This window comes from Pseudomonas sp. KH_050 (assembly GCF_057838875.1).
Genome location: NZ_CM174478.1, coordinates 1,020,504 through 1,045,431 on the forward strand (window position 1 = coordinate 1,020,504; position 24,928 = coordinate 1,045,431).

The 24,928-nt window shown below is 59.8% G+C and carries 18 protein-coding genes and 1 tRNA gene; 16 read left to right on the top strand and 3 right to left on the bottom strand.

Annotation, left to right across the window (positions count from 1 at the left end; all coding sequences use genetic code 11):
- Positions 1–12 precede the first annotated feature (12 nt).
- The 7 genes from infB (at position 13) to AC3IUA_RS04785 (ending at position 7,497) form a co-directional block, all read left to right on the top strand.
- Complete coding sequence (infB, locus tag AC3IUA_RS04755) at positions 13–2,529, top strand: translation initiation factor IF-2 (RefSeq protein ID WP_489359357.1); 2,517 nt, start codon at positions 13–15, stop codon at positions 2,527–2,529.
- Positions 2,530–2,688: 159 nt separating this feature from the next.
- Positions 2,689–3,090: a 30S ribosome-binding factor RbfA gene (gene rbfA, locus AC3IUA_RS04760; protein WP_489359358.1), complete on the top strand. Its 402-nt coding sequence runs from the start codon at positions 2,689–2,691 to the stop codon at positions 3,088–3,090.
- A 3-nt stretch (positions 3,091–3,093) separates the two neighbouring features.
- A complete protein-coding gene (gene truB, locus AC3IUA_RS04765; protein ID WP_201114932.1) occupies positions 3,094–4,011 on the top strand; it encodes a tRNA pseudouridine(55) synthase TruB in 918 nt (305 codons plus the stop codon).
- Positions 4,012–4,128: 117 nt separating this feature from the next.
- Positions 4,129–4,398: a 30S ribosomal protein S15 gene (gene rpsO / locus AC3IUA_RS04770; protein ID WP_003197723.1), complete on the top strand. Its 270-nt coding sequence runs from the start codon at positions 4,129–4,131 to the stop codon at positions 4,396–4,398.
- Between the two features lie 196 nt (positions 4,399–4,594).
- Positions 4,595–6,700 (top strand): polyribonucleotide nucleotidyltransferase, encoded by a 2,106-nt coding sequence (gene pnp / locus AC3IUA_RS04775; RefSeq protein ID WP_489359359.1) that lies wholly within the window; start codon positions 4,595–4,597, stop codon positions 6,698–6,700.
- Positions 6,701–6,982: 282 nt separating this feature from the next.
- A tRNA-Thr gene (locus AC3IUA_RS04780) sits at positions 6,983–7,058 on the top strand.
- 133 nt (positions 7,059–7,191) lie between these two features.
- Positions 7,192–7,497 carry a DUF6388 family protein gene (locus AC3IUA_RS04785; RefSeq protein ID WP_489359360.1) on the top strand — a complete coding sequence of 102 codons (306 nt, stop codon included), beginning with the start codon at positions 7,192–7,194 and terminating at the stop codon, positions 7,495–7,497.
- A 40-nt stretch (positions 7,498–7,537) separates the two neighbouring features.
- Here AC3IUA_RS04785 and nadC read toward each other — a convergent pair whose 3' ends face one another.
- Complete coding sequence (gene nadC, locus AC3IUA_RS04790) at positions 7,538–8,386, bottom strand: carboxylating nicotinate-nucleotide diphosphorylase (RefSeq protein ID WP_489359361.1); 849 nt, start codon at positions 8,384–8,386, stop codon at positions 7,538–7,540.
- Positions 8,387–8,727: 341 nt separating this feature from the next.
- Between nadC and AC3IUA_RS04795 the strand changes: the two genes are divergently transcribed.
- The 5 genes from AC3IUA_RS04795 (at position 8,728) to AC3IUA_RS04815 (ending at position 15,366) form a co-directional block, all read left to right on the top strand.
- Complete coding sequence (locus tag AC3IUA_RS04795) at positions 8,728–10,947, top strand: DUF1631 domain-containing protein (RefSeq protein ID WP_489359362.1); 2,220 nt, start codon at positions 8,728–8,730, stop codon at positions 10,945–10,947.
- Between the two features lie 62 nt (positions 10,948–11,009).
- Positions 11,010–11,570: a 1,6-anhydro-N-acetylmuramyl-L-alanine amidase AmpD gene (gene ampD, locus AC3IUA_RS04800; protein ID WP_489359363.1), complete on the top strand. Its 561-nt coding sequence runs from the start codon at positions 11,010–11,012 to the stop codon at positions 11,568–11,570.
- Positions 11,567–12,403, top strand: coding sequence for a regulatory signaling modulator protein AmpE (gene ampE, locus AC3IUA_RS04805; RefSeq protein WP_489359365.1), 837 nt, complete (start codon positions 11,567–11,569; stop codon positions 12,401–12,403). Before ampD ends, ampE begins: the two co-directional genes overlap by 4 nt.
- A gap of 1,667 nt (positions 12,404–14,070) precedes the next feature.
- Positions 14,071–14,775: a methyl-accepting chemotaxis protein gene (locus tag AC3IUA_RS04810; RefSeq protein ID WP_412072499.1), complete on the top strand. Its 705-nt coding sequence runs from the start codon at positions 14,071–14,073 to the stop codon at positions 14,773–14,775.
- Between the two features lie 201 nt (positions 14,776–14,976).
- Positions 14,977–15,366 (top strand): hypothetical protein, encoded by a 390-nt coding sequence (locus tag AC3IUA_RS04815; protein ID WP_489359366.1) that lies wholly within the window; start codon positions 14,977–14,979, stop codon positions 15,364–15,366.
- Here the strand turns inward: AC3IUA_RS04815 and AC3IUA_RS04820 are convergent, their stop codons facing one another.
- Positions 15,367–16,143, bottom strand: coding sequence for a TatD family hydrolase (locus AC3IUA_RS04820; protein ID WP_489359367.1), 777 nt, complete (start codon positions 16,141–16,143; stop codon positions 15,367–15,369).
- A 2-nt stretch (positions 16,144–16,145) separates the two neighbouring features.
- The gene (gene cra, locus AC3IUA_RS04825) at positions 16,146–17,141 is read right to left on the bottom strand and encodes a catabolite repressor/activator (protein WP_489359368.1); all 996 of its coding nucleotides are present in this window, start codon (positions 17,139–17,141) and stop codon (positions 16,146–16,148) included.
- A gap of 294 nt (positions 17,142–17,435) precedes the next feature.
- Here cra and ptsP point away from each other — a divergent pair, with 294 nt between their 5' ends.
- From ptsP to AC3IUA_RS04845, 4 genes are all read left to right on the top strand, one after another.
- Positions 17,436–20,297: a phosphoenolpyruvate--protein phosphotransferase gene (ptsP, locus tag AC3IUA_RS04830; RefSeq protein ID WP_489359369.1), complete on the top strand. Its 2,862-nt coding sequence runs from the start codon at positions 17,436–17,438 to the stop codon at positions 20,295–20,297.
- The gene (pfkB, locus tag AC3IUA_RS04835; protein WP_489359370.1) at positions 20,297–21,238 is read left to right on the top strand and encodes a 1-phosphofructokinase; all 942 of its coding nucleotides are present in this window, start codon (positions 20,297–20,299) and stop codon (positions 21,236–21,238) included. Before ptsP ends, pfkB begins: the two co-directional genes overlap by 1 nt.
- An 11-nt stretch (positions 21,239–21,249) precedes the next feature.
- Positions 21,250–22,992 (top strand): PTS fructose-like transporter subunit IIB, encoded by a 1,743-nt coding sequence (locus AC3IUA_RS04840; protein ID WP_489359371.1) that lies wholly within the window; start codon positions 21,250–21,252, stop codon positions 22,990–22,992.
- Positions 22,993–23,177: 185 nt separating this feature from the next.
- Positions 23,178–24,719, top strand: a complete 1,542-nt coding sequence (locus tag AC3IUA_RS04845; RefSeq protein WP_489359372.1) for an alkaline phosphatase D family protein — start codon at positions 23,178–23,180, stop codon at positions 24,717–24,719.
- Positions 24,720–24,928 lie beyond the last annotated feature (209 nt).

The following is a 24,928-nucleotide window of genomic DNA, read 5'->3' on the forward strand; positions in this document are numbered from 1 at the left end:
GGAGAGAAGTGCATGACGCAAGTCACGGTGAAACAACTGGCCGATGAGGTCAAAACACCGGTAGAGCGCCTGTTGCAGCAGATGCGTGAGGCAGGTCTGCCGCACACCGCCGCCGAGCAAGATGTGACCGACAGTGAGAAGCAGGCTCTGCTGACTCACTTGAAAAGCAGCCACAAGGCGAAAGTGGAAGAACCGCGCAAGATCACTTTGCAGCGTAAAACCACCAGCACCCTGCGTGTTGCTGGCAGCAAAAGTATCAGCGTTGAAGTGCGCAAGAAGAAAGTTTTCGTACAGCGCAGCCCGGAAGAAATCGAAGCCGAGCGCAAACGCGAACTGGAAGAGCGTCGCGCAGTAGAAAATGCTGCTCGTCAGAAGGCTGAAGAAGAAGCCAAGCGTCGCGCCGAAGAAGAAGCGCGTCGCCAGCCTGCTCCTGCGCAATCGTCCGCAAATGACGCTGTTGTAGCGCCTGCCGTTGTCGCCGCACCTGTGCGTGAAGCCGCCCCTGTAGTGGCTGCTGCACCGGTTGCCGACGCTCGCAAGCGTGATGAGCAACGTCGCCCGGACAAACCACGCAGTGATGACAGCAGTCGTCGCGGCGATGGCGAGCGCAAAAGCAATGCTCCGCATCGTGCAACCGTTAAAGAGAAGGCTCCGGCTCCACGCGTTGCCCCTCGTACTACCGACGAAGAAAGCGATAGCTTCCGTCGTGGTGGTCGCGGCAAGGCCAAGCTGAAGAAACGTAACGCCCACGGTTTCCAGAGCCCGACCGGCCCGGTAGTTCGTGACGTGCAAATCGGCGAGACCATCACTGTGGGCGATTTGGCCGCGCAGATGTCGGTCAAGGCTGCTGAAGTCATCAAGTTCATGTTCAAGATGGGCACTCCGGCGACCATCAACCAGGTACTCGATCAGGAAACTGCTCAGCTGGTAGCTGAAGAGCTGGGCCACAAAGTGACCCTGGTCAGCGACACCGCCCTGGAAGATTCCCTGGCAGAATCGCTGAAGTTTGAAGGTGAAGCGTTCTCCCGTGCGCCAGTCGTGACCGTAATGGGCCACGTTGACCATGGTAAAACCTCGCTGCTCGACTACATCCGTCGTGCCAAGGTAGCTGCTGGCGAAGCCGGTGGTATCACCCAGCACATCGGTGCTTACCACGTTGAAACCGAACGCGGCATGGTCACCTTCCTCGACACCCCTGGTCACGCCGCGTTTACCGCAATGCGTGCTCGTGGTGCCAAGGCGACCGACATCGTGATTCTGGTAGTTGCGGCGGACGACGGCGTAATGCCGCAGACCATCGAAGCTGTTCAGCATGCCAAGGCCGCCGGTGTTCCGCTGGTTGTTGCAGTGAACAAAATCGACAAGCCGGGTGCCGATCTCGATCGCATTCGTAGCGAACTGTCTGTCCACGGTGTCACGTCCGAAGAATGGGGTGGCGATACTCCATTCGTTTCAGTCTCCGCGAAAATGGGTACTGGCGTTGATGACCTGCTGGAAGCAGTCCTGCTGCAAGCCGAGGTTCTCGAGCTGACAGCGACCCCGTCCGCTCCTGGTCGTGGCGTTGTGGTTGAATCGCGTCTCGACAAAGGTCGTGGCCCGGTTGCAACCGTCCTGGTTTCTGACGGTACGTTGCGTCAAGGCGACATGGTCCTGGTCGGTTCGAACTTCGGCCGTATCCGGGCGATGCTTGACGAAAACGGCAAGCCGATCAAAGAAGCCGGTCCATCGATCCCGGTCGAGATCCTCGGCCTGGACGGTACGCCGGAAGCTGGCGACGAGCTGAGCGTAATGACTGACGAGAAGAAGGCGCGCGAAGTTGCCCTGTTCCGTCAAGGCAAGTTCCGCGAAGTCAAACTGGCTCGTGCTCACGCCGGCAAGCTGGAAAACATCTTCGAGAACATGGGTCAGGAAGAGAAGAAGACGCTTAACATCGTCCTCAAATCCGACGTCCGTGGTTCGCTGGAAGCTCTGCAGGGCGCCCTCGGCGGCCTGGGTAACGACGAAGTGCAAGTGCGCGTAGTCGGTGGCGGTGTCGGTGGTATCACCGAGAGCGACGCCAACCTGGCACTGGCCTCCAACGCTGTACTGTTTGGCTTCAACGTGCGTGCCGATGCCGGCGCTCGCAAGATCGTCGAACAGGAAGGTCTGGATATGCGTTACTACAACGTGATCTACGACATCATCGAAGACGTCAAGAAAGCCCTTACCGGCATGCTTGGCAGCGACGTCCGGGAGAACATCCTGGGTATTGCTGAAGTCCGCGACGTGTTCCGTTCGCCGAAGTTTGGTGCGATCGCCGGCTGTATGGTTCTGGAAGGTGTGGTTCACCGCAACCGTCCGATCCGTGTACTGCGCGAAGACATCGTTATTTTCGAAGGCGAACTCGAATCCCTGCGCCGCTTCAAGGACGATATGTCCGAAGTGCGTGCCGGCATGGAATGCGGTATCGGCGTCAAGAGCTACAACGACGTCAAGGCCGGTGACAAGATCGAAGTCTTCGAGAAGGTCCAGGTTGCTCGCAGCCTCTAAGTCGCGAGCTCCAAGAGCCATGGTGGGTCATTGCATGCAAATGCGCTGCGCTCACTCGGGACTCTAAACGCAACGCCCGGTCCGGCTTCTGCCAGGCCGGGCGTTTGCCGCTTTCAGACCACACGGGTTTCACCGTGGGTCAGTGACAGGTAACGATACATGGCAAAAGAATATAGCCGTACCCAACGTATCGGCGATCAGATGCAGCGCGAGCTGGCACAACTGATCCGTCGTGAAGTCAAAGACCCGCGCGTCGGTCTGGTCACCATTACCGCTGTTGAAGTCAGCCGTGACGTCGGTCACGCCAAGATCTTCATCACCGTGATGGGCCAGGACAACGCCGAGGACATCGCCCAGAGCATCAAGGTGCTCAACTCGGCCGCCGGTTTCCTGCGTATGCAGCTGGCTCGCGAGATGAAGCTGCGCAGCGTTCCACAGCTGCACTTCCACTACGACGAAAGCGTCGTGCGTGGTGCTCATCTGTCGGCGTTGATCGAACGCGCCGTGGCTGAGGACAACCAGCACACGGTCGCGGCTGAACCAGAAGACGCCAAGGAGTAATCGGTGGCTCAGGTCAAACGTATCCGTCGTAACGTCAGCGGCATCATCCTGCTCGACAAACCGTTGGGGTTTACCTCCAACGCCGCGTTGCAGAAGGTTCGCTGGCTGCTCAATGCCGAGAAGGCCGGGCATACCGGCAGCCTTGATCCGCTTGCCACTGGCGTGTTGCCGTTGTGCTTCGGTGAGGCCACCAAGTTCTCGCAATACCTGCTCGATTCCGATAAGGCTTATGAAACCCTGGCGCAACTGGGCAAAACTACCACTACGGCTGATGCCGAAGGTGAAGTTTTGCAGGAGCGCCCGGTGACCGTTGGTCGCGCCGATGTAGAAGCTGTTTTGCCGAACTTTCGTGGTCAAATCAGTCAGATACCACCGATGTACTCCGCCCTCAAACGTGATGGCCAGCCTTTGTACAAGCTCGCTCGTGCAGGTGAAGTGGTGGAGCGCGAACCGCGTTCTGTTACTATTGCGCGCTTGGAATTGCTAGCGTTCGAAGGTGATACTGCCCGGCTGGCAGTGGATTGCAGCAAAGGCACCTATATCCGCACCCTGGTGGAGGATATCGGTGAGCAACTCGGCTGTGGCGCTTACGTGGCAGAATTGCGACGTACCCAGGCCGGGCCTTTCACGCTGGCCCAGACGGTCACGCTGGAAGAGTTGGAAGCAGTACATGCCGAAGGCGGCAACGAAGCGGTCGATCGCTTCCTGATGCCATCGGACAGCGGCCTGCTGGATTGGCCACTGTTGCAGTTCTCGGAGCACAGCTCGTTCTACTGGCTCAACGGCCAACCGGTTCGAGCCCCGGATGCACCGAAGTTCGGCATGGTACGGGTACAGGATCACAATGGTCGCTTCATCGGAATCGGTGAAGTGAGCGAAGACGGGCGCATCGCGCCGCGTCGACTGATTCGGTCAGAATGACCGGACGAGGGTGGCTGTTAACAGGCACGGTCACTACTCATTTTTAGATACAGGGATTTGTCCCTGGCCTGTTGAAGCTGTTTCTTTGAAACAGTTTCCTGATAAAAGGATTGCCTCATGGCTCTCGACGTTCAAGAAAAAGCTCAAATCGTTGCTGACTACCAGCAAGCTGTTGGTGACACTGGTTCGCCAGAAGTGCAAGTTGCACTGCTGACCCACAACATCAACAAACTGCAAGGTCACTTCAAGGCCAACGGTAAAGATCACCACTCCCGTCGTGGTCTGATCCGCATGGTAAACCAGCGTCGTAAGCTGCTGGACTACCTGAAAGGCAAGGACGTGAGCCGTTACAGCGCTCTGATCGCTCGCCTGGGTCTGCGTCGCTAATAAGCGATTGCGCTATGAGGTTGGTTGTTTGCTGTGCGTCAGCGGGTTTCCCGCAGGCGCATGGCAGGCTCCCAGCCTCAAGTTTTATCTGGATACACGTTTTACCCTGGACAGGCGTTGGGCCGATTCCCGACATTGCCCAAGAATTTCGCAAGAAAACCAGTTCCCCCAAGAGCCACAAAGAAGGTAGGACACCGTGAACCCGGTAATCAAAAAATTCCAGTTCGGTCAGTCGACCGTTACCCTCGAGACTGGCCGTATCGCCCGTCAGGCCTCCGGCGCAGTATTGGTCACCGTTGACGACGACGTCAGCGTATTGGTGACCGTAGTCGGTGCCAAACAAGCAGATCCAGGCAAGGGCTTCTTCCCTCTGTCCGTTCACTACCAGGAAAAGACTTACGCTGCCGGTAAGATCCCTGGCGGTTTCTTCAAGCGCGAAGGCCGTCCTTCCGAGAAAGAAACCCTGACTTCCCGACTGATCGACCGTCCGATCCGTCCGCTGTTCCCTGAAGGCTTCATGAACGAAGTGCAGGTTGTCTGCACCGTTCTGTCCACCAGCAAAAAGACTGATCCAGACGTAGCTGCAATGATTGGTACTTCCGCTGCGCTGGCAATCTCCGGCATTCCTTTCGATGGCCCGATCGGCGCTGCCCGCGTTGCGTTCCACGAAAGCACCGGCTACCTGCTGAACCCGACTTACGAACAACTGAAAGCTTCGAGCCTGGACATGGTCGTTGCCGGTACTTCGGAAGCCGTGTTGATGGTTGAATCGGAAGCCAAAGAGCTGACCGAAGACCAGATGCTGGGCGCGGTACTGTTTGCTCACGACGAGTTCCAGGTGGTGATCAACGCCGTTAAAGAACTGGCCGCCGAAGCTGCCAAGCCGACCTGGACCTGGGCTCCACAGCCAGAAGCCACTGCTCTGCTGGGCGCTATCCGTGCCGAGTTCGGCGACGCGATCTCCCAGGCTTACGCCATCACCGTCAAGGCCGACCGTTACGCTCGCCTGGGCGAACTGAAAGACCAGGTGGTTTCCAAGCTGTCCGGTGAAGAAGGTCAGCCGACTTCCGCCGAAGTCAAAGCTGCTTTCGGTGAAATCGAATACCGCACCGTTCGTGAAAACATCGTTAACGGCAAGCCACGTATCGACGGCCGCGACACCAAAACCGTGCGTCCGCTGAACATCGAAGTCGGCGTTCTGCCGAAGACCCACGGCTCGGCTCTGTTCACCCGTGGCGAAACCCAGGCTCTGGTAGTCGCGACTCTGGGTACTGCCCGTGACGCTCAGCTGCTGGACACCCTGGAAGGCGAGAAAAAAGACCCGTTCATGCTGCACTACAACTTCCCTCCGTTCTCGGTGGGCGAGTGTGGTCGCATGGGTGGCGCTGGTCGTCGCGAAATCGGCCACGGCCGTCTGGCCCGTCGTTCGGTTCAGGCCATGCTGCCTGCTGCCGACGTGTTCCCGTACACCATCCGTGTCGTATCGGAAATCACCGAGTCCAACGGTTCCAGCTCCATGGCTTCGGTCTGCGGCGCTTCCCTGGCGCTGATGGACGCCGGTGTGCCGATGAAGGCACCGGTTGCCGGTATCGCCATGGGTCTGGTTAAAGAGGGTGAGAAGTTCGCCGTCCTGACCGACATCCTGGGTGACGAAGACCACCTGGGCGACATGGACTTCAAAGTAGCCGGTACCGCCAAAGGTGTTACTGCGCTGCAGATGGACATCAAGATCAAAGGCATCACCGAAGAAATCATGGAAATCGCTCTGGGCCAGGCCCTGGAAGCGCGCCTGAACATCCTCGGTCAGATGAACCAGATCATTGCCCAGTCCCGTACCGAGCTGTCGGAAAATGCTCCGACCATGATCGCGATGAAAATCGACACCGACAAAATCCGTGATGTCATCGGTAAAGGTGGCGCGACCATTCGTGCGATCTGTGAAGAGACCAAGGCTTCGATCGACATCGAAGACGACGGCTCGATCAAGATCTTCGGCGAAACCAAGGAAGCGGCTGAAGCGGCACGTCAGCGCGTTCTGGGCATCACCGCTGAAGCTGAAATCGGCAAGATCTACGTGGGCAAGGTTGAGCGCATCGTCGACTTCGGCGCATTCGTCAACATCCTGCCTGGCAAGGATGGTCTGGTTCACATCTCGATGCTGAGCGACGCTCGCGTAGAGAAAGTGACCGACATCCTGAAAGAAGGCCAGGAAGTGGAAGTACTGGTACTGGACGTGGACAACCGCGGCCGTATCAAACTGTCCATCAAGGACGTAGCAGCAGCCAAGGCTTCGGGCGTTTAATCACCCCCACGCTTAGCGGTTGATCAAGCAAACGCCCCGACTGGTTCGGGGCGTTTTGCTGTGTGCGTAGCAGCTGGCGAAGCCTGCGTCCGGCTGCGCAGCAGTCGTAAATCCTGCCTATGCGGTCTACCTGAAACTGCGCATCGTTTGATTTTACGACTGCTGCGCAGCCGGACGCAGGCTTCGCCAGCTGCTACGAGGGTAGTTATTGCCAGGCTAAAGGAAATTGAGGCGCTTGCTCCAGTTGCCTGGCCCCATAGTCAGTGCTAGGTTTAGCCCAGCGCCGGTGTAGCTCAGTCGGTAGAGCAGCGCACTCGTAACGCGAAGGTCGCAGGTTCGATTCCTGTCTCCGGCACCAGTGACACGTGTTTTCAGATGATCCCGAATGGTTCTGAAGGCCAGACAAACCGGGCTTCAAACGGTTTTTTTGCGTCAGAGAGATCCTTGATGATCCAGATCCATCTTCCATTCCCCAGATCAGCGAGAACGACATGACTGTTAAAGATGACGTGCAACAAGCCAGGCACGAAGAAGCGCTCAAGAAGTACGTTCTTGAGACGCCCGAGTTGATGGAAGAGATCAAGGACTTGAGCGCCGAGGATCAGAAAGACCAGATCCAGTGGGCGTTCGAGGACGAGGCTGAAGCTCAGGGGCTACAGCCATGGGAATTGAGCCTCAAGTACACCTCGACACCAGAGGAGTTCGAAGCGTTGCGCCTTGCGCTGCACAAAGAGGCGGCAGAGGTTTTGGGTGTCGAATGGGAAGAGTATTGCGAAATGAACAACCTGGTCGTCTGATACCGATCGCCAGCCTCATCGAGGCTGGCATCCAGCTCCATCAGAGGCTCAGTCGCATCGACAGATCGATTGCCTTCACATCCTTGGTCATTGCCCCGATAGAGATGTAGTCCACACCGGTTTGGGCAATCGGCAGCAAGGTGCTTTCGTTGATCCCGCCGCTTGCCTCGAGCCTGGACTTGCCAGCATTGAGGCGCACCGCTTCGCGCATGTCGTCGAGGCTCAGTTCGTCGAGCATGATGATGTCGGCACCGGCATCGAGCGCCTCTTTCAACTCCTCAAGACTTTCCACCTCGACTTCCACCGGCTTGCCCGGGGCGATCTTGTGGGCGGCACTGATTGCCTGCGCGATGCCACCGCAGGCCGCAATATGGTTTTCCTTGATCAGGAAGGCGTCATACAGGCCAATGCGATGGTTGTGGCAGCCGCCGCAGGTAACGGCGTACTTCTGCGCCAGGCGCAGCCCTGGCAGCGTTTTACGGGTATCCAGCAGTTTGACCTGAGTCTCGGCGACGTGGTCGGCGTAATACTGCGCCCGGGTAGCAACCCCGGATAGCAACTGCAGGAAATTCAGCGCGCAGCGTTCGCCACTGAGCAGCGAACGAGCAGGGCCCTCGAGGTTGAACAGCACCTGATTGGGGCTGGCCCGCTCACCGTCACGTACCTGCCAATGCACCGCAACCCGAGGGTCCAGTTGCCGAAACACCGAATCGACCCAAGCGGTGCCGCTGATGACAGCGGCATCGCGGGTGATGATGGTGGCTTTGGCCAGGCGTCCGGCCGGGATCAGTTGGGCGGTGATGTCGCCGCTACCGATGTCTTCAAGCAACGCACGGCGCACGTTGGCTTCGATTTCAGCGGTCAGGTCGGCGAGATGTAGATTCGGCATAACGGGCTCCACAAACAAAGTGGCTCGATTATAGGGCCATGCCGTGAGCGAACCCAAGACGCCAGCACCTTCACTTCGCTCTGAAGCCTGCCTTTGGTCGCATCATTGGAGCGGTTCGGTCTGGGCGAGAGCTCCGTGCGCGGGGCCTGTTTCAAAATGAAATGCAGGGGTTGCTGGCATAGACGGTATCTTTTGCAAGATAATCTGCCTTGTAATTGACGTCATGGCTTTGACGTCTTTCGGTTTTCGCGATCCGTAAGCTCCGGTCCAGTGTTTCGGCACTCGTTCACTGTGTGCCGATTGTTGAGACAGAACCGGGAATCACCGTTAAGGAGGCTTGGATGCACAATGACGGGAATGTAGTGCCTTTGCGCAAGGTCGCTACCCATCAGGCGAGCCCTTCGCCGCTCGCCCGCCTGCCCATCATTCTGCTTCAGGTTCGTGACAAGGCCGCCCAGCAGCTCAGGCAGGGCTTGCAGGCATTGTTCGATAACGCCGACGACACCTTGTTCGAAATGGCTGACAGCGCTCAGAACGCTGTTGATCAGAACAGGCTCTTCGAAGCCATGCGCGACTTGCGACTCAAGCGCAAAAGCATAGAGCGTGGTTTTCTCGAGCAGTTCGTCCGGGCTTTTGCCGGCCTCATTCAGTACGACCAGGCGCGAGCGCCATTGCCCCGGGCGCCGACCTGCGATCCCGTGATGCAGACTCCCAATGACGAGCTGGAAAGAACCGTGGCGCTGGATGCCATGGTCACCAGGGTGCTCAGTCGCGACGGTTTTGCCCTTGGTCAATTGACCGCACGCTTGAGCGTGCTGCTTGGCAAACGTCTCGAGGATCTGCACAACCCGATGGGGCCGACCCAGCTCTGCGAGTATTTTTTGCAGGCCGGGCGCAATCTGGGGGTAGAGATCAAGGTCAAGCTGATCATTCTCAAGTTGTTCGAGAAGTACGTGCTCAGTGAGGCTGACCAACTCTATGCCGAAGCCAATCATCTGTTGATTGCCACCGGTGTATTGCCCCAGCTCAAGACCGCCCCGGCTCGCCGGGCGCCGGATCGAGCTGCCGCCAGCGCGGATACCCGGCCAACCGCCCCCGGCACGACCTGGTCCGGCAGTACACAGATCGACGAGGGCGTGCAGGAGGTCTTCGCCGCGTTGCAGGAGTTGCTGCTTCACGTCAGGGGCAGTGTGGCTCCGACCCTGGAAGCTTGTGCGCAGATTCAGCCTATTTCGACGCGGGACCTGCTGCGACTGCTCTCGCATCTGCAACAGTACGTTCCCGGACCCGATGCCCAGGATGATTTCGATCTGCGCAATCAGCTCGAGCAGTTGCTGACCCGGGTCAGTGTCAAAAGCGGCAAGTCCCGGGTTGTCGGCGTGGCTGACGAGGATGTGATCAACCTGATGACGATGCTCTTCGAGTTCATCCTCGATGATCGAAATCTGCCCGATTCACTCAAGGCGCTCATCGGTCGCTTGCAGATCCCGATGCTGAAGGTCGCGGTGCTGGACAAGAGCTTTTTCAGTCGAGGCAGTCATCCGGCCCGGCGCCTGCTCAATGAAATTGCCGCCGCCGCCCTGGGCTGGGGCGAGTGCGATGATCACCAGCGCGACAGCCTGTACCTGCGCATCGAGCAGATGGTACAGCGGCTGTTGAATGATTTTGCCGACGACCCGGCGATCTTCTCGGAACTGCTGGCCGACTTTCTCGCTTTCACTGGCGACGAGCGCCGTCGCAGCGAGCTGCTGGAGCAGCGCACCCGTGACGCCGAAGAAGGCCGGGCGAAGACGCAACAGGCTCGTCGGTGCGTCGAGCAAGCCCTGAATCAGCGGTTATTGGGCAAACTCTTGCCGCAGGTTGTCGTTGGTTTTTTGCAGGAGGCCTGGAGCAAGGTGTTGTTGCTGGCTTGCCTCAAGCACGGTGAACAGTCGGCCGAGTGGCAGGCTGGCTTGCAGACCATGGATGAGTTGATCTGGAGCGTTCAGCGCCACGAGGACGCAGGGGCGGGTCTGCAGCTGCTCAATCTGGTGCCCGGGCTGCTCAAGTCGCTGCGTGAAGGCTTGAGCAGCGCGGCGTTCGATCCTTTTGCCACTGGCGAATTTTTCAGTCAGCTGGAAAAGTTGCATGTGCAGGTGTTCGAGCCGACGGGGCAGAACCAGGCCGGTGAGCGCGACGAAGGATTTGCGGCGATGGTCGAGGTGCTTCAGGAGATTGTCCTGAGGACCGCCGACGAGGGGCCGATCGAAGTGGCGGCGGTACGTCTGGCCGAGGATGACGTCGGCCTGCTTCAAGTCAGCCAGTTGCGTCCGGGGTGTTGGGTCGAGTTCCAGGAAGACGAGGAAAACACGCTGCGTTGCAAGCTGGCGGCGATTATCCAGTCATCGGGCAACTACCTTTTCGTCAACCGTACCGGCATGAAAGTGCTGGAGCGAACCCGTATCGCGCTGGCTCTGGCGTTCCGCCGAGGAGCTGTGCGAAAACTCGATGACACCTTGTTGTTCGACCGGGCACTGGAATCGGTACTTGGTAACCTGCGCCGACTCAATCGTGGCAAGTGATCGCAACCTGGGTGCCTATCGCGGCATACTGGGCTATCAAAGTCGTCGTTGAAGGAACCTGTATGCAGTTGGACCCCATTAGCGGTTGGTTTCAGGGGGTACGTCATTGCCCGTCGCCAAACTTCAATGGGCGCCCCGCGGGTGAGATTTCTCTGCTGGTGATCCATAACATCAGTCTGCCGCCGGCCCAGTTCGCGACGGGCAAAGTGCAGGAGTTTTTCCAGAATCGCCTGGATGTCACTGAGCATCCCTATTTTGCCGGGATAGCCGACCTTCGGGTGTCCGCGCATTTCTTGATCGAGCGTGACGGCGCGATCACTCAGTTTGTCTCCTGTCTTGAGCGTGCCTGGCACGCGGGCGTCTCACGCTTCGATGAGCGCGAGGGCTGTAATGATTTTTCCCTGGGCATCGAATTGGAAGGCACCGATGAGCTACCGTTCACCGATGCTCAGTATCAGTCGCTGATTGCCTTGACCCGGCAATTACGGGAGGCCTTCACGGCGATCACGCCGCAGCGCATCTGCGGCCATAGCGATATTGCCCCGGGGCGCAAGACTGATCCGGGGCCGGCGTTCGACTGGACACGCTTTCGCGCAGCCTTGGGTAAAGGGGAAGAACAATGAGTTTTCTGGTGTTACTGCTGGCGGTCTGGGTCGAGAAATTCTCGGCCTTGCGTCATCGGCTCCAGCGCGACAGCGGATGGCTGCGCGAATTGGCCAAACTGGAGGCCAGTCCCCGACTGGCGAACCGGCCCTGGCTGGTGTTGACGCTGCTGGTGCTACTGCCGGTCGCCGTGCTGGGGTTGCTACTGGTAGTGCTGGACCCGGTTGCCTATGGTTTGTTGGCCTTGCCGATACATTTGCTGGTGGTGATTTACAGTCTCGGGCGCGGGGATTTGTTGGGCGGGCTGGGGCCGTTTCGTGATGCCTGGCGTCGTGAAGACTTGCAAGCCGCCGCTCATGTCGCCAAGCGTGACCTGGATGTCTGCGCCGACAGCGGCGAGCAGTTGCTGGGGCGGGTTCAAGGGTATTTGCTGTGGGAAGCCTATCAGGGCTTCTTTGCGGTGATTTTCTGGTACTTCCTGCTAGGTCCGGTCGCGGCGTTGAGCTATCGTTTGCTGGCGTTGGCCGCTGAGCACGGGAAAAATCCGCAGCTGGCCGAAACCGCCGCACAAATGCGCCATGCTTTCGATTGGTTGCCGGTGCGGTTGCTGGCGGCAAGTTTTGCACTGGTCGGCAACTTTGTTGCGGTCGGCCGGGTGATGTTGCATGAGTTGCTCAACTGGAACATCAGTGCCGCGCAGCTGGTGGAAAAAGTCGGCCTGGTGGCTGCCGAGATCCCGGCCTCAATGGTCGGCGCTGATGGCATTACCAGTCTTGACCGGTTGTGGGAACTGCTGCTGAGGGCTGCGGTGCTCTGGTATTCCTGTTTTGCGCTGTGGACGGTGTTGTTCTGACGACACTAAACATCATTTGTGGCGAGGGGGCTTGCCCCCGCTGGAGCGCGAAGCGGTCCTGAAACCAGTCACCGCATGTTCTCAGGTAGAACGCGTGCACCGGGTTTACGACTGCTTCGTCCAAGCGCGGACCGGCCGATCGGGGGCAAGCCCCCTCGCCACAGTAAGCCCCCTAACCACAGGGGACCTTATCGCCCCTCAAGGTGCAGCTTCCTGTCCGGTTAACCTTAAGTTACAAAACTTCCTGCCGATTTAAGTTATACAGGCACCAGCGCTAAATAGTGGCTCTTTGCTGCCTTTGTGCGACTGCCCATAACAATAATAGGTAAGGGAGACTTCTTGTGAAGAGCTTGCTCTATCCCGCCGTCGCGCTGATGAACCGCTTGAGCTTCGGCATGAAGTTCAGCCTGATCAGTGTCCTGTTTTTCCTGCCGATGCTGGTAACCAACTTCTATCTGGTCCGCGACTCTTATCGCGAATTCCAGGGCACCCAGGTTGAATTGCAAAGCCTTGACCTGCTGGGTAGCAGCCTGACGCTGCGGCGGGATCTGGAAACCCTGAATAATCTGGTGCAGATCAACGTCACGCTCGGTCAATCCGGCAAGGCCGGGGATGTCGAGTCGAAGATTGCCGCGCTTGAGCAGAGTGTCCTGGAGCGTATGCAGGGGTTGTCGGCCGTGACCATCGACCCCGAGCAGATCAGCGTCTTCGATGAAAAACGCGATGAAATGATTTCGGCGTTCAAAGCTCAGCAAGCCGAGACCTCGTTGCAAAGCAAAAGCGCGTTGATCGGCAAGTTGCTCGGCAGCGCACAGATTTTCAGCCAGATCATCGCCAGCCAGTCCGGCTTGAGTCGCGATAATCAAAGCGACATGCGTCAGTTGAGTGAGCTGATCACCAGTGTCACCCCGCAAGTCACGCAAATCCTCGGCGAAGGCCGGGCCATTGGCAGCTATTCCCTCGGCCAGGGCTTTCTAAACTCGTCCTCAAGTACTCGCTTCGATGAGTTGTTACAGCAAATTGAAAAGCTTCAGGCCGAGTACGGTTTGAAACTGCAGGATGCGCTGGGCTCGAGTAAGGCCGCCAACGCGGCCCTGGAGCCAATGGCCAGCGCCAGTCGAAGCTCCCTCAAGCAGGGCAGCGAGCTGTTCGAAGAACAGGTGGTGATGGTCGATACGCTGAATGCCCCCTGGCAAGCCTTTTACGATCAGGTCAGCGGGCTGATGGCGCAGACTTATCAACTCAATGAGGCCACGCTGAAATTCCTCGGTGTGGAGTTGCAACAACGTCTGGACCAGAACCGCACGCACATGGTGTTGCTGGTGGTAGCTCTGGCGGCGGTGTTCCTGTTGATCGTTTACCTTTACGGCGGTTTTTATTATTCGACCCGCACCACGCTCAAACGGCTGGGGGAGGTAATGGAAAAGGTCGCGGCGGGTGACATGACTGTCTCCTTCACCGCGCAAAGTCGCGATGAGTTGGGTGAGTTGGGCAACGTGTTCAATGGCACCGTGGTGAAGATCCATGACCTGATCGAGTTGGTGGGCAAAACCGTCAGTGAAGTCGAGCGTCAGGCTGGCCAGGTGGAATCGGTGTCGGCTCAGAGCAATCAGGCAGTGGCCGGCCAGCGCAGCCAGATCGAGCAGGTGGCGACGGCGATGAATCAGATGTCAGCGACCTCCCAGGAAGTCGCCCGCAGCGCAGCGGCGGCGGTCAGCAGTGCTCACAGCGTCAACGACGAAACCATCAGTGGACGTGGGCTGGTGGAGTCGCAACAGGGCAGCATTGCCCAGTTGGCCAGCGAGATCGACCAGTCAGTGTTGGTGATCAACCAATTGGCCAGCGATAGCCAGTCCATCAGTCGTGTGCTGGAGGTGATCAAAAGCATTGCCGAGCAGACCAACCTGTTGGCGCTCAACGCGGCCATCGAGGCTGCACGTGCCGGTGAGCAGGGTCGCGGTTTTGCGGTGGTGGCCGACGAGGTCCGGACCCTGGCCAAGCGCACTCAGCAATCGACTGAAGAAATCGAGCAGATGATTGCCAAGCTGCACAGCGGAGTTGGCGCGGCGGTGAAGGCCATGGGCGTCAGCCATCAGATGGCCAACGGTACGGTCAGCCAATCGGAAAAGGTCCAGCAGGCGCTGGAAAACATCCTCGGCGCAGTCGGAATGATCGTCGATCAGAACCAGCAGATTGCTGCGGCGGTGGAGCAGCAAACCGCGGTGGCCCACGATATCGATCAAAACATTGTCGAGATCAACCGCGCCGGAGAACGCACAGCCGAAGGCGCGCACCAGACCGAAAACGCCAGTCGCCAGCTGTCGGCGCAGGTGGTGCAGTTGAAGCAGTTGATCAGCGCGTTCCGGGTTTGAGTTAGAAAAGTCAACATTCAGTCGGCGGCTTTCAGGCCGCCGATTGTGATTGGACCGCATACAATCTGTAGTACTTGTTTCCTGTAGGCGTGAAGTCTTTCCTGTTTTCCTCTCTAACCTGATTTTTCCTCTGCAATGGAGGAAGATTCATACCTCTTGATCAGTGGGCTATGCCCGACGTAACCCTGAGGGAACCAGGTTATGACTTCTACAACGATGGGAATCAAAGGGCATTGCGCCCATTGCCAGATCACGCTGGTGCTTAAACCCTGGCAACTGAATGCCATCGCGATCAATGAAGCGTTCGCTTGTGCAAATTGTCAGAAAACCTTGCAGCTCAGCTGCCCGAAACAGATGAGGCGTCTCAAGTCGCTGGATTCGCTGGGCATGTTGCGGGCCAGCATGATGGTGTTGATCCTCACCGCGTTGTTGGTCGCGTTGGTGATGGAATGGGTGGGGCTGATCGGTGTGGTGGCACAGCTCAACTTTTCGCTGATTGTGATCTTGCTCTACTTCATCATCCTGCGTTTTGCCCGGCACCGACAGCGTATGACGCTGATCCTGCAAGCCGCCAAGGCTCACGCCGACTGATTACCAGTTGAACAACTCACAGGCGTTGGCGGTGCTGGCTGCGGCCAGTTGCTGCGGGCTGACGGCCATGATCCCGGCCAGCGCGGTACAAATCGCCGGCAGGTGCTGCGGGCTGTTGCGTTGGCCGGGGTACATGGCGGGCGCCATATCCGGCGAGTCAGTCTCCAACACCACGGCATCCAGCGGTAGAACCTTGAGGACTTTGTGCATGCGCAGCGCCTGCGGCCAGGTCGCGGCGCCACCCAGCCCGAGTTTGAAGCCAAGTTTGAGGTATTCGCGGGCCTCTTCCTGACTGCCGGCGAAGGCGTGGATGATGCCTGCGCGCTTCAAGCGAAAGCGTTTGAGGGTGGCAATGGTGGCTGCGTGGCTGCGACGGACATGCAACAGCGCCGGTAGCTGAAAATCGGCCGCCAGTTGCAACTGTGCTTCGAACAGCGTTTGTTGCCGGGCGCGGTCGAGGTGTTCGAGAAAATAATCGAGACCAATCTCGCCCACTGCACACACTTGGCGATGACCGGCCAGGCGCGTCAGCCAGTCAGCTAGTTCCGTCAGGTGCGCGGGGCGATGCTCATCGAGGTATGCCGGGTGCATGCCGAACGCGGCATACAGGTCCGGGTCGCTTTGCACCAGATCCCAGACGCGCTGCCAGTTTCGCTGATAAACCCCCAGCACCACCATTCGCCGCACCCCGAGGGCGCGGCTGTCAGCCAGCAGTGCCTGACGATCGTCGTCGAAGTCCGGAAAATCCAGATGAGTGTGGCTGTCGATCAGCTCCACGTTCACGCCTCGTGAATGCGCTGCTTGAAGGTTCGGGCGATGGCCTGTACGCCCGGTTGGTAATGCTGTTCTTCAATCGCTGCCAAGGCCAGTTGCAAGGCTTTGTCGGCGATCAGCTGATGTTGCTGGGCCATGGCATTCACCGGCAGTGGCAAAAAGTCCAGCAGCTGTGTGTCGCCGAAGGTACCGAGGCGCAGTGGTCGGGATTTGAGCGGGAAGTCATGCAGGGCGTCGAACACGCCCTGAAGCAGCACGTAAGAGGTAGTCACCAGCGCATCCGGCAAGTGGCCGAGGCGTTGTAGCAACTCTTCCATCAACTGCCGTCCGCAGTCGCGGCTGAACGCTTCGCCATGCTCGATCAGGATCTCGCCGTCGAACCCGGACAAGGCCTGCTTGAAGCCGGCGGCACGCTCCTGGCTGATGCTCAGCTCGGGCCGCGCACCGATCAGCGCAATCTGCCGCGGCAAGGGCTGCAACAGGCTGCGGGTGAGTTGCAGGCTGGCCTCTTGATCATCGCTGATCACCGAGCAGAAATGCTCGGGCTCCATGACCCGGTCGATGGCGATGATCGGCAGGCCCTTGGCCTGTAACTGGCGATAGCTGTCATCATCGGACGGCAGGCAGCTGGCGACGAACAGCGCGTCGCAGCGCCGGGCGCGGAAGAGTTGCAGCAATTGCCGCTCGCTGTCCGGCGCATCGTCGGAGCTGGCGATCAGCAATTGATAGCCGCGAGCGCGGGCACCTTGTTCGAGCAGCTTGGCAATCCGCGCGTAACTGGGGTTTTCCAGGTCCGGCAGAATGAAACCCAGGGTGCGCGTATGCCGGCTGCGCAGCCCTGCCGCTTGCGGGTTAGGCGTGAAGCCATGTTGTTCGACCACCGCCTGCACACGCTCGACGGTGCTGCGACTGATTCGCTGTTGTTCGGCTTTGCCGTTGATGACGTAGCTGGCGGTGGTGACAGACACACCGGCCAGTTGGGCGATATCACTGAGTTTCAACCCGGGAATTCCTTGTTGTTTTGGAGCTTGCCCCGACATTTTGTCCGATCGTAACCGATCTGGGCAGGGGACCATCGTCACAACTGCAACCGACGGGTAGAGCTTCAAGGATGAGCGATAATCAAGTAACGTGGCAAATATTATAGATTAAACGTTTCAGCAGGCGTATTTTCAGGGGTGTAACGAATCGGGCCGGCTCTGCCAAGCAGCCGCCCGGGGCTGTTCTGACAATAAGCCTAAGCTGATTCATTCAAAACAATACCTAGCGCTACCTTGCGCTAAATAGGAGAAAGCATGCTCGAGCTCACCATAGAGCAGATATCCATGGGCCAGTCGGCTGTGGATAAGTCCGCGGCACTCCATCTGCTTGCCGAAAAGCTGGTCGACGATGGTCTGGTCGAAGAAGGGTACCTCAGCGGCTTACAGGCCCGAGAAACCCAGGGCTCGACCTTTCTCGGTCAAGGTATTGCGATCCCCCATGGCACTCCCGAAACCCGCGACAAGGTGTTCACCACCGGCGTGCGCCTGTTGCAGTTCCCCGAAGGGGTGGACTGGGGCGACGGCCAGATCGTCTATCTGGCGATCGGCATTGCCGCCAAATCAGATGAACACTTGCGCTTGCTGCAATTGCTCACCCGCGCCCTCGGTGAAACCGATCTGGGCCAGGCCCTGCGCCGCGCCAGTTCCGCCGAGGCGTTGCTGAAGCTGCTGCAAGGCGCGCCGCAAGAGCTGGCGCTGGACGCGCAGATGATCGGCTTGGGCGTGTCTGCCGATGATTTCGAAGAACTGGTCTGGCGCGGCGCGCGTTTGCTGCGCCAGGCCGACTGCGTCAGCAATGGTTTTTCCGCGGTGTTGCAGCAAGTTGACGCATTGCCGCTGGGCGATGGCCTGTGGTGGTTGCACAGCGAACAGACCGTCAAGCGTCCGGGCCTGGCCTTCGTCACGCCGGACAAGCCGATCCGCTACCTCGGCCAACCGCTCAGCGGTCTGTTTTGCCTGGCCAGTCTGGGGGAAGCCCATCAAGCCTTGCTCGAACGCCTCTGTGCCTTGCTGATTGAAGGTCGCGGGAGTGAACTGGGGCGTGCCACCAGCAGTCGTGCGGTGCTGGAAGTGCTCGGTGGCGAAGTGCCGGCCGACTGGCCGAGCGCCCGCATTGCCTTGGCCAACGCCCACGGTCTGCATGCGCGCCCGGCGAAGATTCTCGCGCAACTGGCGAAAAGTTTCGAAGGTGAGATTCGCGTGCGGATCGTCGATGGCCAGGACACTGCGGTGTCGGTGAAGAGCCTGAGCAAGTTGCTCAGCCTCGGCGCCCATCGTGGCCAGGTGCTGGAGTTCATCGCTGAGCCGAGCATTGCTGCCGATGCCTTGCCAGCCTTGCTGGCGGCCATTGAAGAGGGGCTTGGCGAAGAAGTCGAGCCGTTGCCAGCCGTCAGCGCACCCCGTGAAATCATCGCTGAAGTCACCCAGGTGTTGACGGCTCCGGCCTCGGGCAGCCTGGTTCAGGCCATCGCCGCCGCGCCGGGGATCGCCATCGGCCCGGCGCACATTCAAGTGCTGCAACCAATTGACTACCCGTTGCGCGGCGAGTCTGCCGCCATCGAGCGCGAGCGCCTGAAGCAAGCGCTGACTGAAGTTCGCAGCGACATCGAAGGGCTGATTCAGCGCAGCAAGGCCAAGGCTATCCGGGAGATTTTCATCACCCACCAGGAAATGCTCGACGATCCGGAGCTGACCGACGAAGTCGACACCCGCCTCAAGCAGGGCGAAAGCGCCGAGGCGGCATGGATGGCAGTGGTCGAGGCCGCGGCCAGACAACAGGAATCGCTGCACGATGCCTTGCTGGCCGAGCGTGCGGCGGATTTGCGGGATGTCGGACGTCGGGTGCTGGCGCAGTTGTGTGGTGTCGAAACCCCGGTCGAACCAGAGCAAGCCTACATTCTGGTGATGGATGAAGTCGGTCCGTCGGACGTGGCGCGCCTTGATCCTGCACGGGTTGCCGGTATTCTGACCGCCCGCGGTGGCGCCACTGCCCACAGCGCGATTGTTGCCCGGGCCTTGGGCATTCCGGCGCTGGTCGGTGCTGGTGCCGCGGTATTGCTGCTGGCACCGGGCACGCCGCTGTTGCTTGACGGTCAGCGCGGTCGCCTGCATGTGGACGCCGATGCCGCGACCTTGCAGCGCGCCATTGCAGAGCGCGACACCCGCGAGCAGCGTTTGCAGGCCGCGGCCGCCCGGCGTCACGAACCGGCGCTGACCACCGATGGCCACGCCGTTGAAGTGTTCGCCAACATCGGCGAAAGCTCCGGTGTCACCAGCGCAGTCGAGCAGGGCGCGGAAGGCATAGGCTTGCTGCGCACCGAACTGATTTTCATGGCCCATCCGCAAGCGCCGGATGAGGCGACCCAGGAAACCGAATACCGCCGGGTACTCGATGGCCTGGCCGGGCGACCTTTGGTGGTCCGCACCCTGGATGTCGGCGGTGACAAGCCGCTGCCTTACTGGCCAATCGCCAAGGAAGAAAACCCTTTCCTCGGAGTTCGCGGTATTCGGCTGACCCTGCAACGTCCGCAGGTCATGGAAGCCCAGCTGCGTGCCTTGCTGCGAGCCGCTGATAACCGACCGCTGCGGATCATGTTTCCGATGGTCGGCAGTGTTGATGAATGGCGTCAGGCCCGGGACATGACCGAACGCCTGCGCCTGGAAATTCCGGTGGCCGACCTGCAACTGGGGATCATGATTGAAGTACCGTCGGCGGCATTGCTTGCCCCGGTACTGGCCAAGGAAGTCGACTTCTTCAGCGTCGGCACCAACGACCTGACCCAATACACCCTGGCCATCGATCGCGGCCATCCGACCCTGTCGGCCCAGGCGGATGGCTTGCACCCGGCGGTCTTGATGCTGATCGACATCACCGTGCGCGCGGCCCATGCCCATGGCAAATGGGTTGGCGTCTGCGGAGAGCTGGCGGCGGACCCGCTGGCCGTACCGGTGCTGGTCGGTCTTGGGGTGGATGAGTTGAGCGTGTCGGCGCGCAGCATTCCCGAGGTCAAGGCGCGGGTTCGCGAACTCAGCCTGAGCCAGGCAAAAATTCTCGCTCAGCAGGCATTGGCCGTGGGCAGCGCCCATGAAGTACGCGCTCTTGTGGAGGCTCTGTAATGGCTAGAATTCTGACCCTGACCCTGAACCCGGCGCTGGACCTCACCGTCCAGTTAACGAAGCTTGCGCCCGGTCAGGTCAACCGCAGCGACGCCATGCACACCTATGCTGCAGGCAAGGGCGTGAACGTGGCACAGGTGCTGGCCGATCTCGGGCATCAATTGACCGTCAGCGGTTTCCTCGGTGAGGACAATCCACAGGCTTTCGAAGCGCTGTTTGCCCGGCGCGGTTTTGTCGACGAATTCATTCGAGTGCCTGGAGAAACCCGCAGCAATATCAAGTTGGCTGAAGGCGACGGGCGTATCACCGACCTGAACGGGCCGGGACCGCAGGTCAGTGAAGCTGCTCAACAAGCGCTGCTCGATCGTCTTGAGCAGATTGCCGCGGGGCATGACGCGGTGGTGGTCGCCGGGAGCCTGCCGCGAGGAATCAGTGCGCAGTGGTTTCAAGCGCTGCTGATTCGCCTGAAGAACCTCGGTTTGAAAATCGCCCTGGACACCAGCGGTGAAGCCCTGCGCGCAGGGCTCAAGGCAGGTCCATGGCTGATCAAGCCCAACACCGAAGAGCTGGCCGAGGCGCTGGATTCCCCGGTGGTATCGGTGGCGGCACAAGCCGAGGCGGCGAGCCGGTTACAGGCTCAAGGCATCGAACATGTGGTGATTTCCCACGGTGCCGACGGGGTGAACTGGTTCGGCGTCGGTACCGCCTTGCAGGCACTGCCGCCCAGGGTCAGCGTCGCCAGCACCGTGGGTGCCGGCGACTCCTTGCTGGCCGGCATGCTCCACGGTTTGCTCAGTGCGCATACCCCTGAACAGACCTTGCGCACGGCCACCGCGATTGCCGCCATGGCGGTGACCCAGATCAGTTTCGGAATCAGCGATGCCACGCAACTGGCGCAGCTCGAGAAGGGGGTGCGTGTTCACCCCCTGACAGAACAATAAGAGGGTTTGTAATGAAATTAGCCATTGTTACTGCCTGCCCGAACGGCATGGTCACCAGTGTGCTTTGCGCGCGTTTGCTCGATGCAGCGGCGCAACGCCAGGGCTGGAGCACCAGTGTCGAAATACATGACGCCGCACATCCGGAGCGGCAGTTGTCCGCCGCGACTATCGAGGCCGCCGAATGGCTGCTGGTGGTCAGCAGCACGCCGCTGGACATGTCGCGTTTTGTTGGCAAGCGGGTGTTCCAGAGCACCCCGGCTCAGGCGCTGCAGGATGTCGAAGCAGTGCTGCGCCGTGGGGCCGAGGAGGCGCAGGTCTATGTCGCGCCCCAACAAGTGCTTGCCGAGCCTGTCGCCGTCAGCAAAAGCGCGCCGCGGCTGGTGGCGGTGACCGCGTGCCCGACTGGCGTCGCCCATACCTTCATGGCCGCTGAAGCCTTGCAGCAAGCGGCCAAGCGCCTGGGTTACGACCTGCAAGTAGAAACCCAGGGTTCGGTCGGAGCCCGCACGCCCTTGAGCGCGACAGCGATTGCCGATGCCGATGTGGTGTTGTTGGCGGCGGATATCGAAGTCGCCACCGAACGTTTCGCCGGCAAGAAGATTTACCGCTGCGGCACCGGCATCGCCTTGAAGCAGGCCGAAGCCACGCTGAACAAGGCGCTGGCCGAGGGTAAACAGGAAAGCGCCGCGACCGCTGGCCAGGGCCCGGCCAAGGCAGAGAAGACCGGGGTCTACAAACACCTGCTGACCGGTGTGTCGTTCATGTTGCCGATGGTGGTGGCTGGCGGTTTGCTGATCGCCTTGTCGTTCGTTTTCGGTATCACCGCGTTCAAGGAGCCTGGCACGCTGGCGGCGGCACTGATGCAGATCGGTGGCGAGACCGCGTTCAAGCTGATGGTGCCGTTGCTCGCCGGGTACATCGCCTACTCGATCGCCGACCGGCCGGGCCTGGCGCCGGGGATGATTGGCGGCTTGCTGGCCAGCACCCTGGGGGCGGGATTTATCGGCGGGATCATTGCCGGTTTCATCGCCGGTTACGCAGTACAGGCGATCAACCGCTGGGTGCGCTTGCCGCAAAGTCTCGAAGCCTTGAAGCCGATCCTGATCATTCCGTTGCTGGCGAGCCTGTTCACCGGCCTGGTGATGATCTACGTGGTGGGCAAGCCGGTCGCCGGGATGCTCGAAGCCCTGACCCACTTCCTCGACAGCATGGGCACCACCAACGCAATCCTGCTCGGGGTGTTGCTCGGCGGCATGATGTGCGTCGACCTCGGTGGGCCGATCAACAAAGCCGCCTATGCCTTCTCGGTCGGCCTGCTGGCATCGCAAAGTTACGCACCGATGGCCGCGACCATGGCCGCCGGTATGGTGCCGCCGATCGGCATGGGCATCGCCACCTTCATCGCCCGCCGCAAGTTCGCCCAGGCCGAGCGTGAAGCCGGCAAGGCGGCCTTTGTGCTTGGCCTGTGCTTTATCTCCGAAGGGGCGATTCCGTTTGCCGCCAAGGACCCCTTGCGGGTGATCCCGGCGAGTATCGCCGGCGGTGCGTTGACTGGCGCATTGTCGATGTACTTCGGCTGCAAACTGATGGCCCCCCACGGTGGGCTGTTCGTGATGCTGATCCCGAACGCGATCAATCACGCATTGTTGTACCTGCTGGCGATTGTTGCCGGGAGTTTGCTGACCGCAGTGACGTATGCGTTCATCAAACGGTCTGAGGTGGTTGAGTTGGTCCTGGAGCCGGTCAAGGCTTAAAGCAAAGATCGCAGCCTGCGGCAGCTCCTACGGGATTCGTATACACCCGCAAATTAGCGGATGTACTCGGTCGGCGTAGGAGCTGCCGCAGGCTGCGATCTTTTGATCTTGATCTTTTTGCTGTCACACCCCATTCATCGCTCCATGCCTAAGCTTTCCTTCTGGATGGTCAAGGGACAAACACCATGAGCGAATTCGATCTCGGCCGCCGTCGGCTGGTGCAGGCTGTAGGGGCCGGGATGTTGTTACCCGGCCTGGCGCCGGCGGTGATTGCCTCGGTCAAGGATCGTCCGCAACTCACTGATGGCGTGCAGTCCGGTGACTTGCTGGGCGACCGGGCGATGATCTGGAGCCGCAGCGACCGCCCGGCGCGGATGGTCGTGGAATGGGACACTCGGAGCCTGTTCAGTAACCCTCGACGCTTCATCTCGCCACTGGCCGATGCCCGCAGTGACTTCACCGCCCGCGTCGAACTCACTGGCTTGCCCGCCGATCAAGCAATTTTCTATCGGGTGTTTTTCGAAGATGCCCAAAGCGGCGTGGCCAGCGAACCCTGGTTTGGCCACCTGCGCAGCGTGCCACAGCAACGGCGCGATATTCGTTTCGTCTGGAGTGGCGATACGGTCGGCCAGGGTTTCGGCATCAACCCCGAGATTGGCGGCATGCGCATCTATGAGGCGATGCGCTTGCGTCTGCCGGACTTCTTTATCCACTGCGGCGACAGCATCTACGCCGACGGACCGGTACCGGCGCACATCAGCACCGAGGGCGGCCGTATCTGGCGCAATCTCACCACCGAGGCCAAAAGCAAAGTCGCCGAAACCCTCGACGATTACCGCGGCAACTATCGCTATAACCTGATGGATGAAAACATTCGGCGCTTCAACGCCCAAGTGCCGCAGATCTGGCAGTGGGACGATCACGAAGTGGTCAACAACTGGTCGCCCGGCAAGCAACTGGATGGGCGCTACCACAACAAAGATATCCACAGCCTGGTGGGGCGTGCCCGACAGGCCTGGCTCGAATATGCACCGATGCGTTTACAGAGCGCCGATCAGGGTGGGCGGATCTATCGCAAGCTGAGCTACGGACCGTTGCTGGAGGTGTTCGTACTGGATATGCGCAGCTATCGCGGTACCAACGACGACAACCTCGGCGGCGCGAAACCCTTCCTTGGTCGCGAGCAACTGGACTGGCTCAAGCGCGAGTTGAAGGGCTCCGTCGCGCAGTGGAAAGTCATCGCCGCCGACATGCCGATCGGCCTCGCAGTGCCGGACGGCGAAGTGAGTCCCGGCGTGCCACGCTGGGAGGCAGTGGCCAACGGTGACCCGGGTCCGGCTCAGGGGCGAGAACTGGAAATAGCCGAACTGCTGGGGTTCCTGCGGGCGCAGCGGGTACGCAACTACCTGTGGCTGACGGCCGACGTGCATTACTGCGCAGCGCATCATTACCATCCAGACCGGGCGGCGTTTCAGGACTTCGAACCGTTCTGGGAATTTGTCGCAGGTCCCTTGAACGCCGGCAGTTTCGGGCCCGATACGCTGGACAAGACCTTTGGCCCCGAAGTGGTGTTCGAAAAAGCCCCACCGGCGCAAAACACCTCGCCGTTTGCCGGGTTTCAGTTTTTTGGAGAAGTGAACATTGACGGGCAGACCGCCGAAATGAGCATCATCTTGCGGGATCTGGATGGGGTGGCGGTGTTTGAGCAGAAGCTGCAGCCGGCTTGATGCAATTTGTCCTTCGGACATTTGCCGGCTGTACGTTCCTCGTAGCAGCTGGCGAAGCCTGCGTTCGGCTGCGCAGCAGACGCAAAAACCTGCCTCCGGGGCGGGGCAGGTGCAATGCGGTGACTGGATTACGTCTGCTTCGCAGCCGAACGCAGCCTTCGGCAGCTGCTACGTACCCGCGAAAGCTGTATTCCATACGCAGCCGTTAT

Bases quoted from the DNA above. Each gene is read 5' to 3' on its own strand.
- infB (WP_489359357.1), top strand. From the start codon at position 13: ATGACGCAAGTCACGGTGAAACAACTGGCCGATGAGGTCAAAACACCG.
- rbfA (WP_489359358.1), top strand. From the start codon at position 2,689: ATGGCAAAAGAATATAGCCGTACCCAACGTATCGGCGATCAGATGCAG.
- rpsO (WP_003197723.1), top strand. From the start codon at position 4,129: ATGGCTCTCGACGTTCAAGAAAAAGCTCAAATCGTTGCTGACTACCAG.
- AC3IUA_RS04785 (WP_489359360.1), top strand. From the start codon at position 7,192: ATGACTGTTAAAGATGACGTGCAACAAGCCAGGCACGAAGAAGCGCTC.
- nadC (WP_489359361.1), bottom strand. From the start codon at position 8,386: ATGCCGAATCTACATCTCGCCGACCTGACCGCTGAAATCGAAGCCAAC.
- AC3IUA_RS04795 (WP_489359362.1), top strand. From the start codon at position 8,728: ATGCACAATGACGGGAATGTAGTGCCTTTGCGCAAGGTCGCTACCCAT.
- ampD (WP_489359363.1), top strand. From the start codon at position 11,010: ATGCAGTTGGACCCCATTAGCGGTTGGTTTCAGGGGGTACGTCATTGC.
- ampE (WP_489359365.1), top strand. From the start codon at position 11,567: ATGAGTTTTCTGGTGTTACTGCTGGCGGTCTGGGTCGAGAAATTCTCG.
- AC3IUA_RS04810 (WP_412072499.1), top strand. From the start codon at position 14,071: ATGTCAGCGACCTCCCAGGAAGTCGCCCGCAGCGCAGCGGCGGCGGTC.
- AC3IUA_RS04815 (WP_489359366.1), top strand. From the start codon at position 14,977: ATGACTTCTACAACGATGGGAATCAAAGGGCATTGCGCCCATTGCCAG.
- ptsP (WP_489359369.1), top strand. From the start codon at position 17,436: ATGCTCGAGCTCACCATAGAGCAGATATCCATGGGCCAGTCGGCTGTG.
- pfkB (WP_489359370.1), top strand. From the start codon at position 20,297: ATGGCTAGAATTCTGACCCTGACCCTGAACCCGGCGCTGGACCTCACC.
- AC3IUA_RS04840 (WP_489359371.1), top strand. From the start codon at position 21,250: ATGAAATTAGCCATTGTTACTGCCTGCCCGAACGGCATGGTCACCAGT.
- AC3IUA_RS04845 (WP_489359372.1), top strand. From the start codon at position 23,178: ATGAGCGAATTCGATCTCGGCCGCCGTCGGCTGGTGCAGGCTGTAGGG.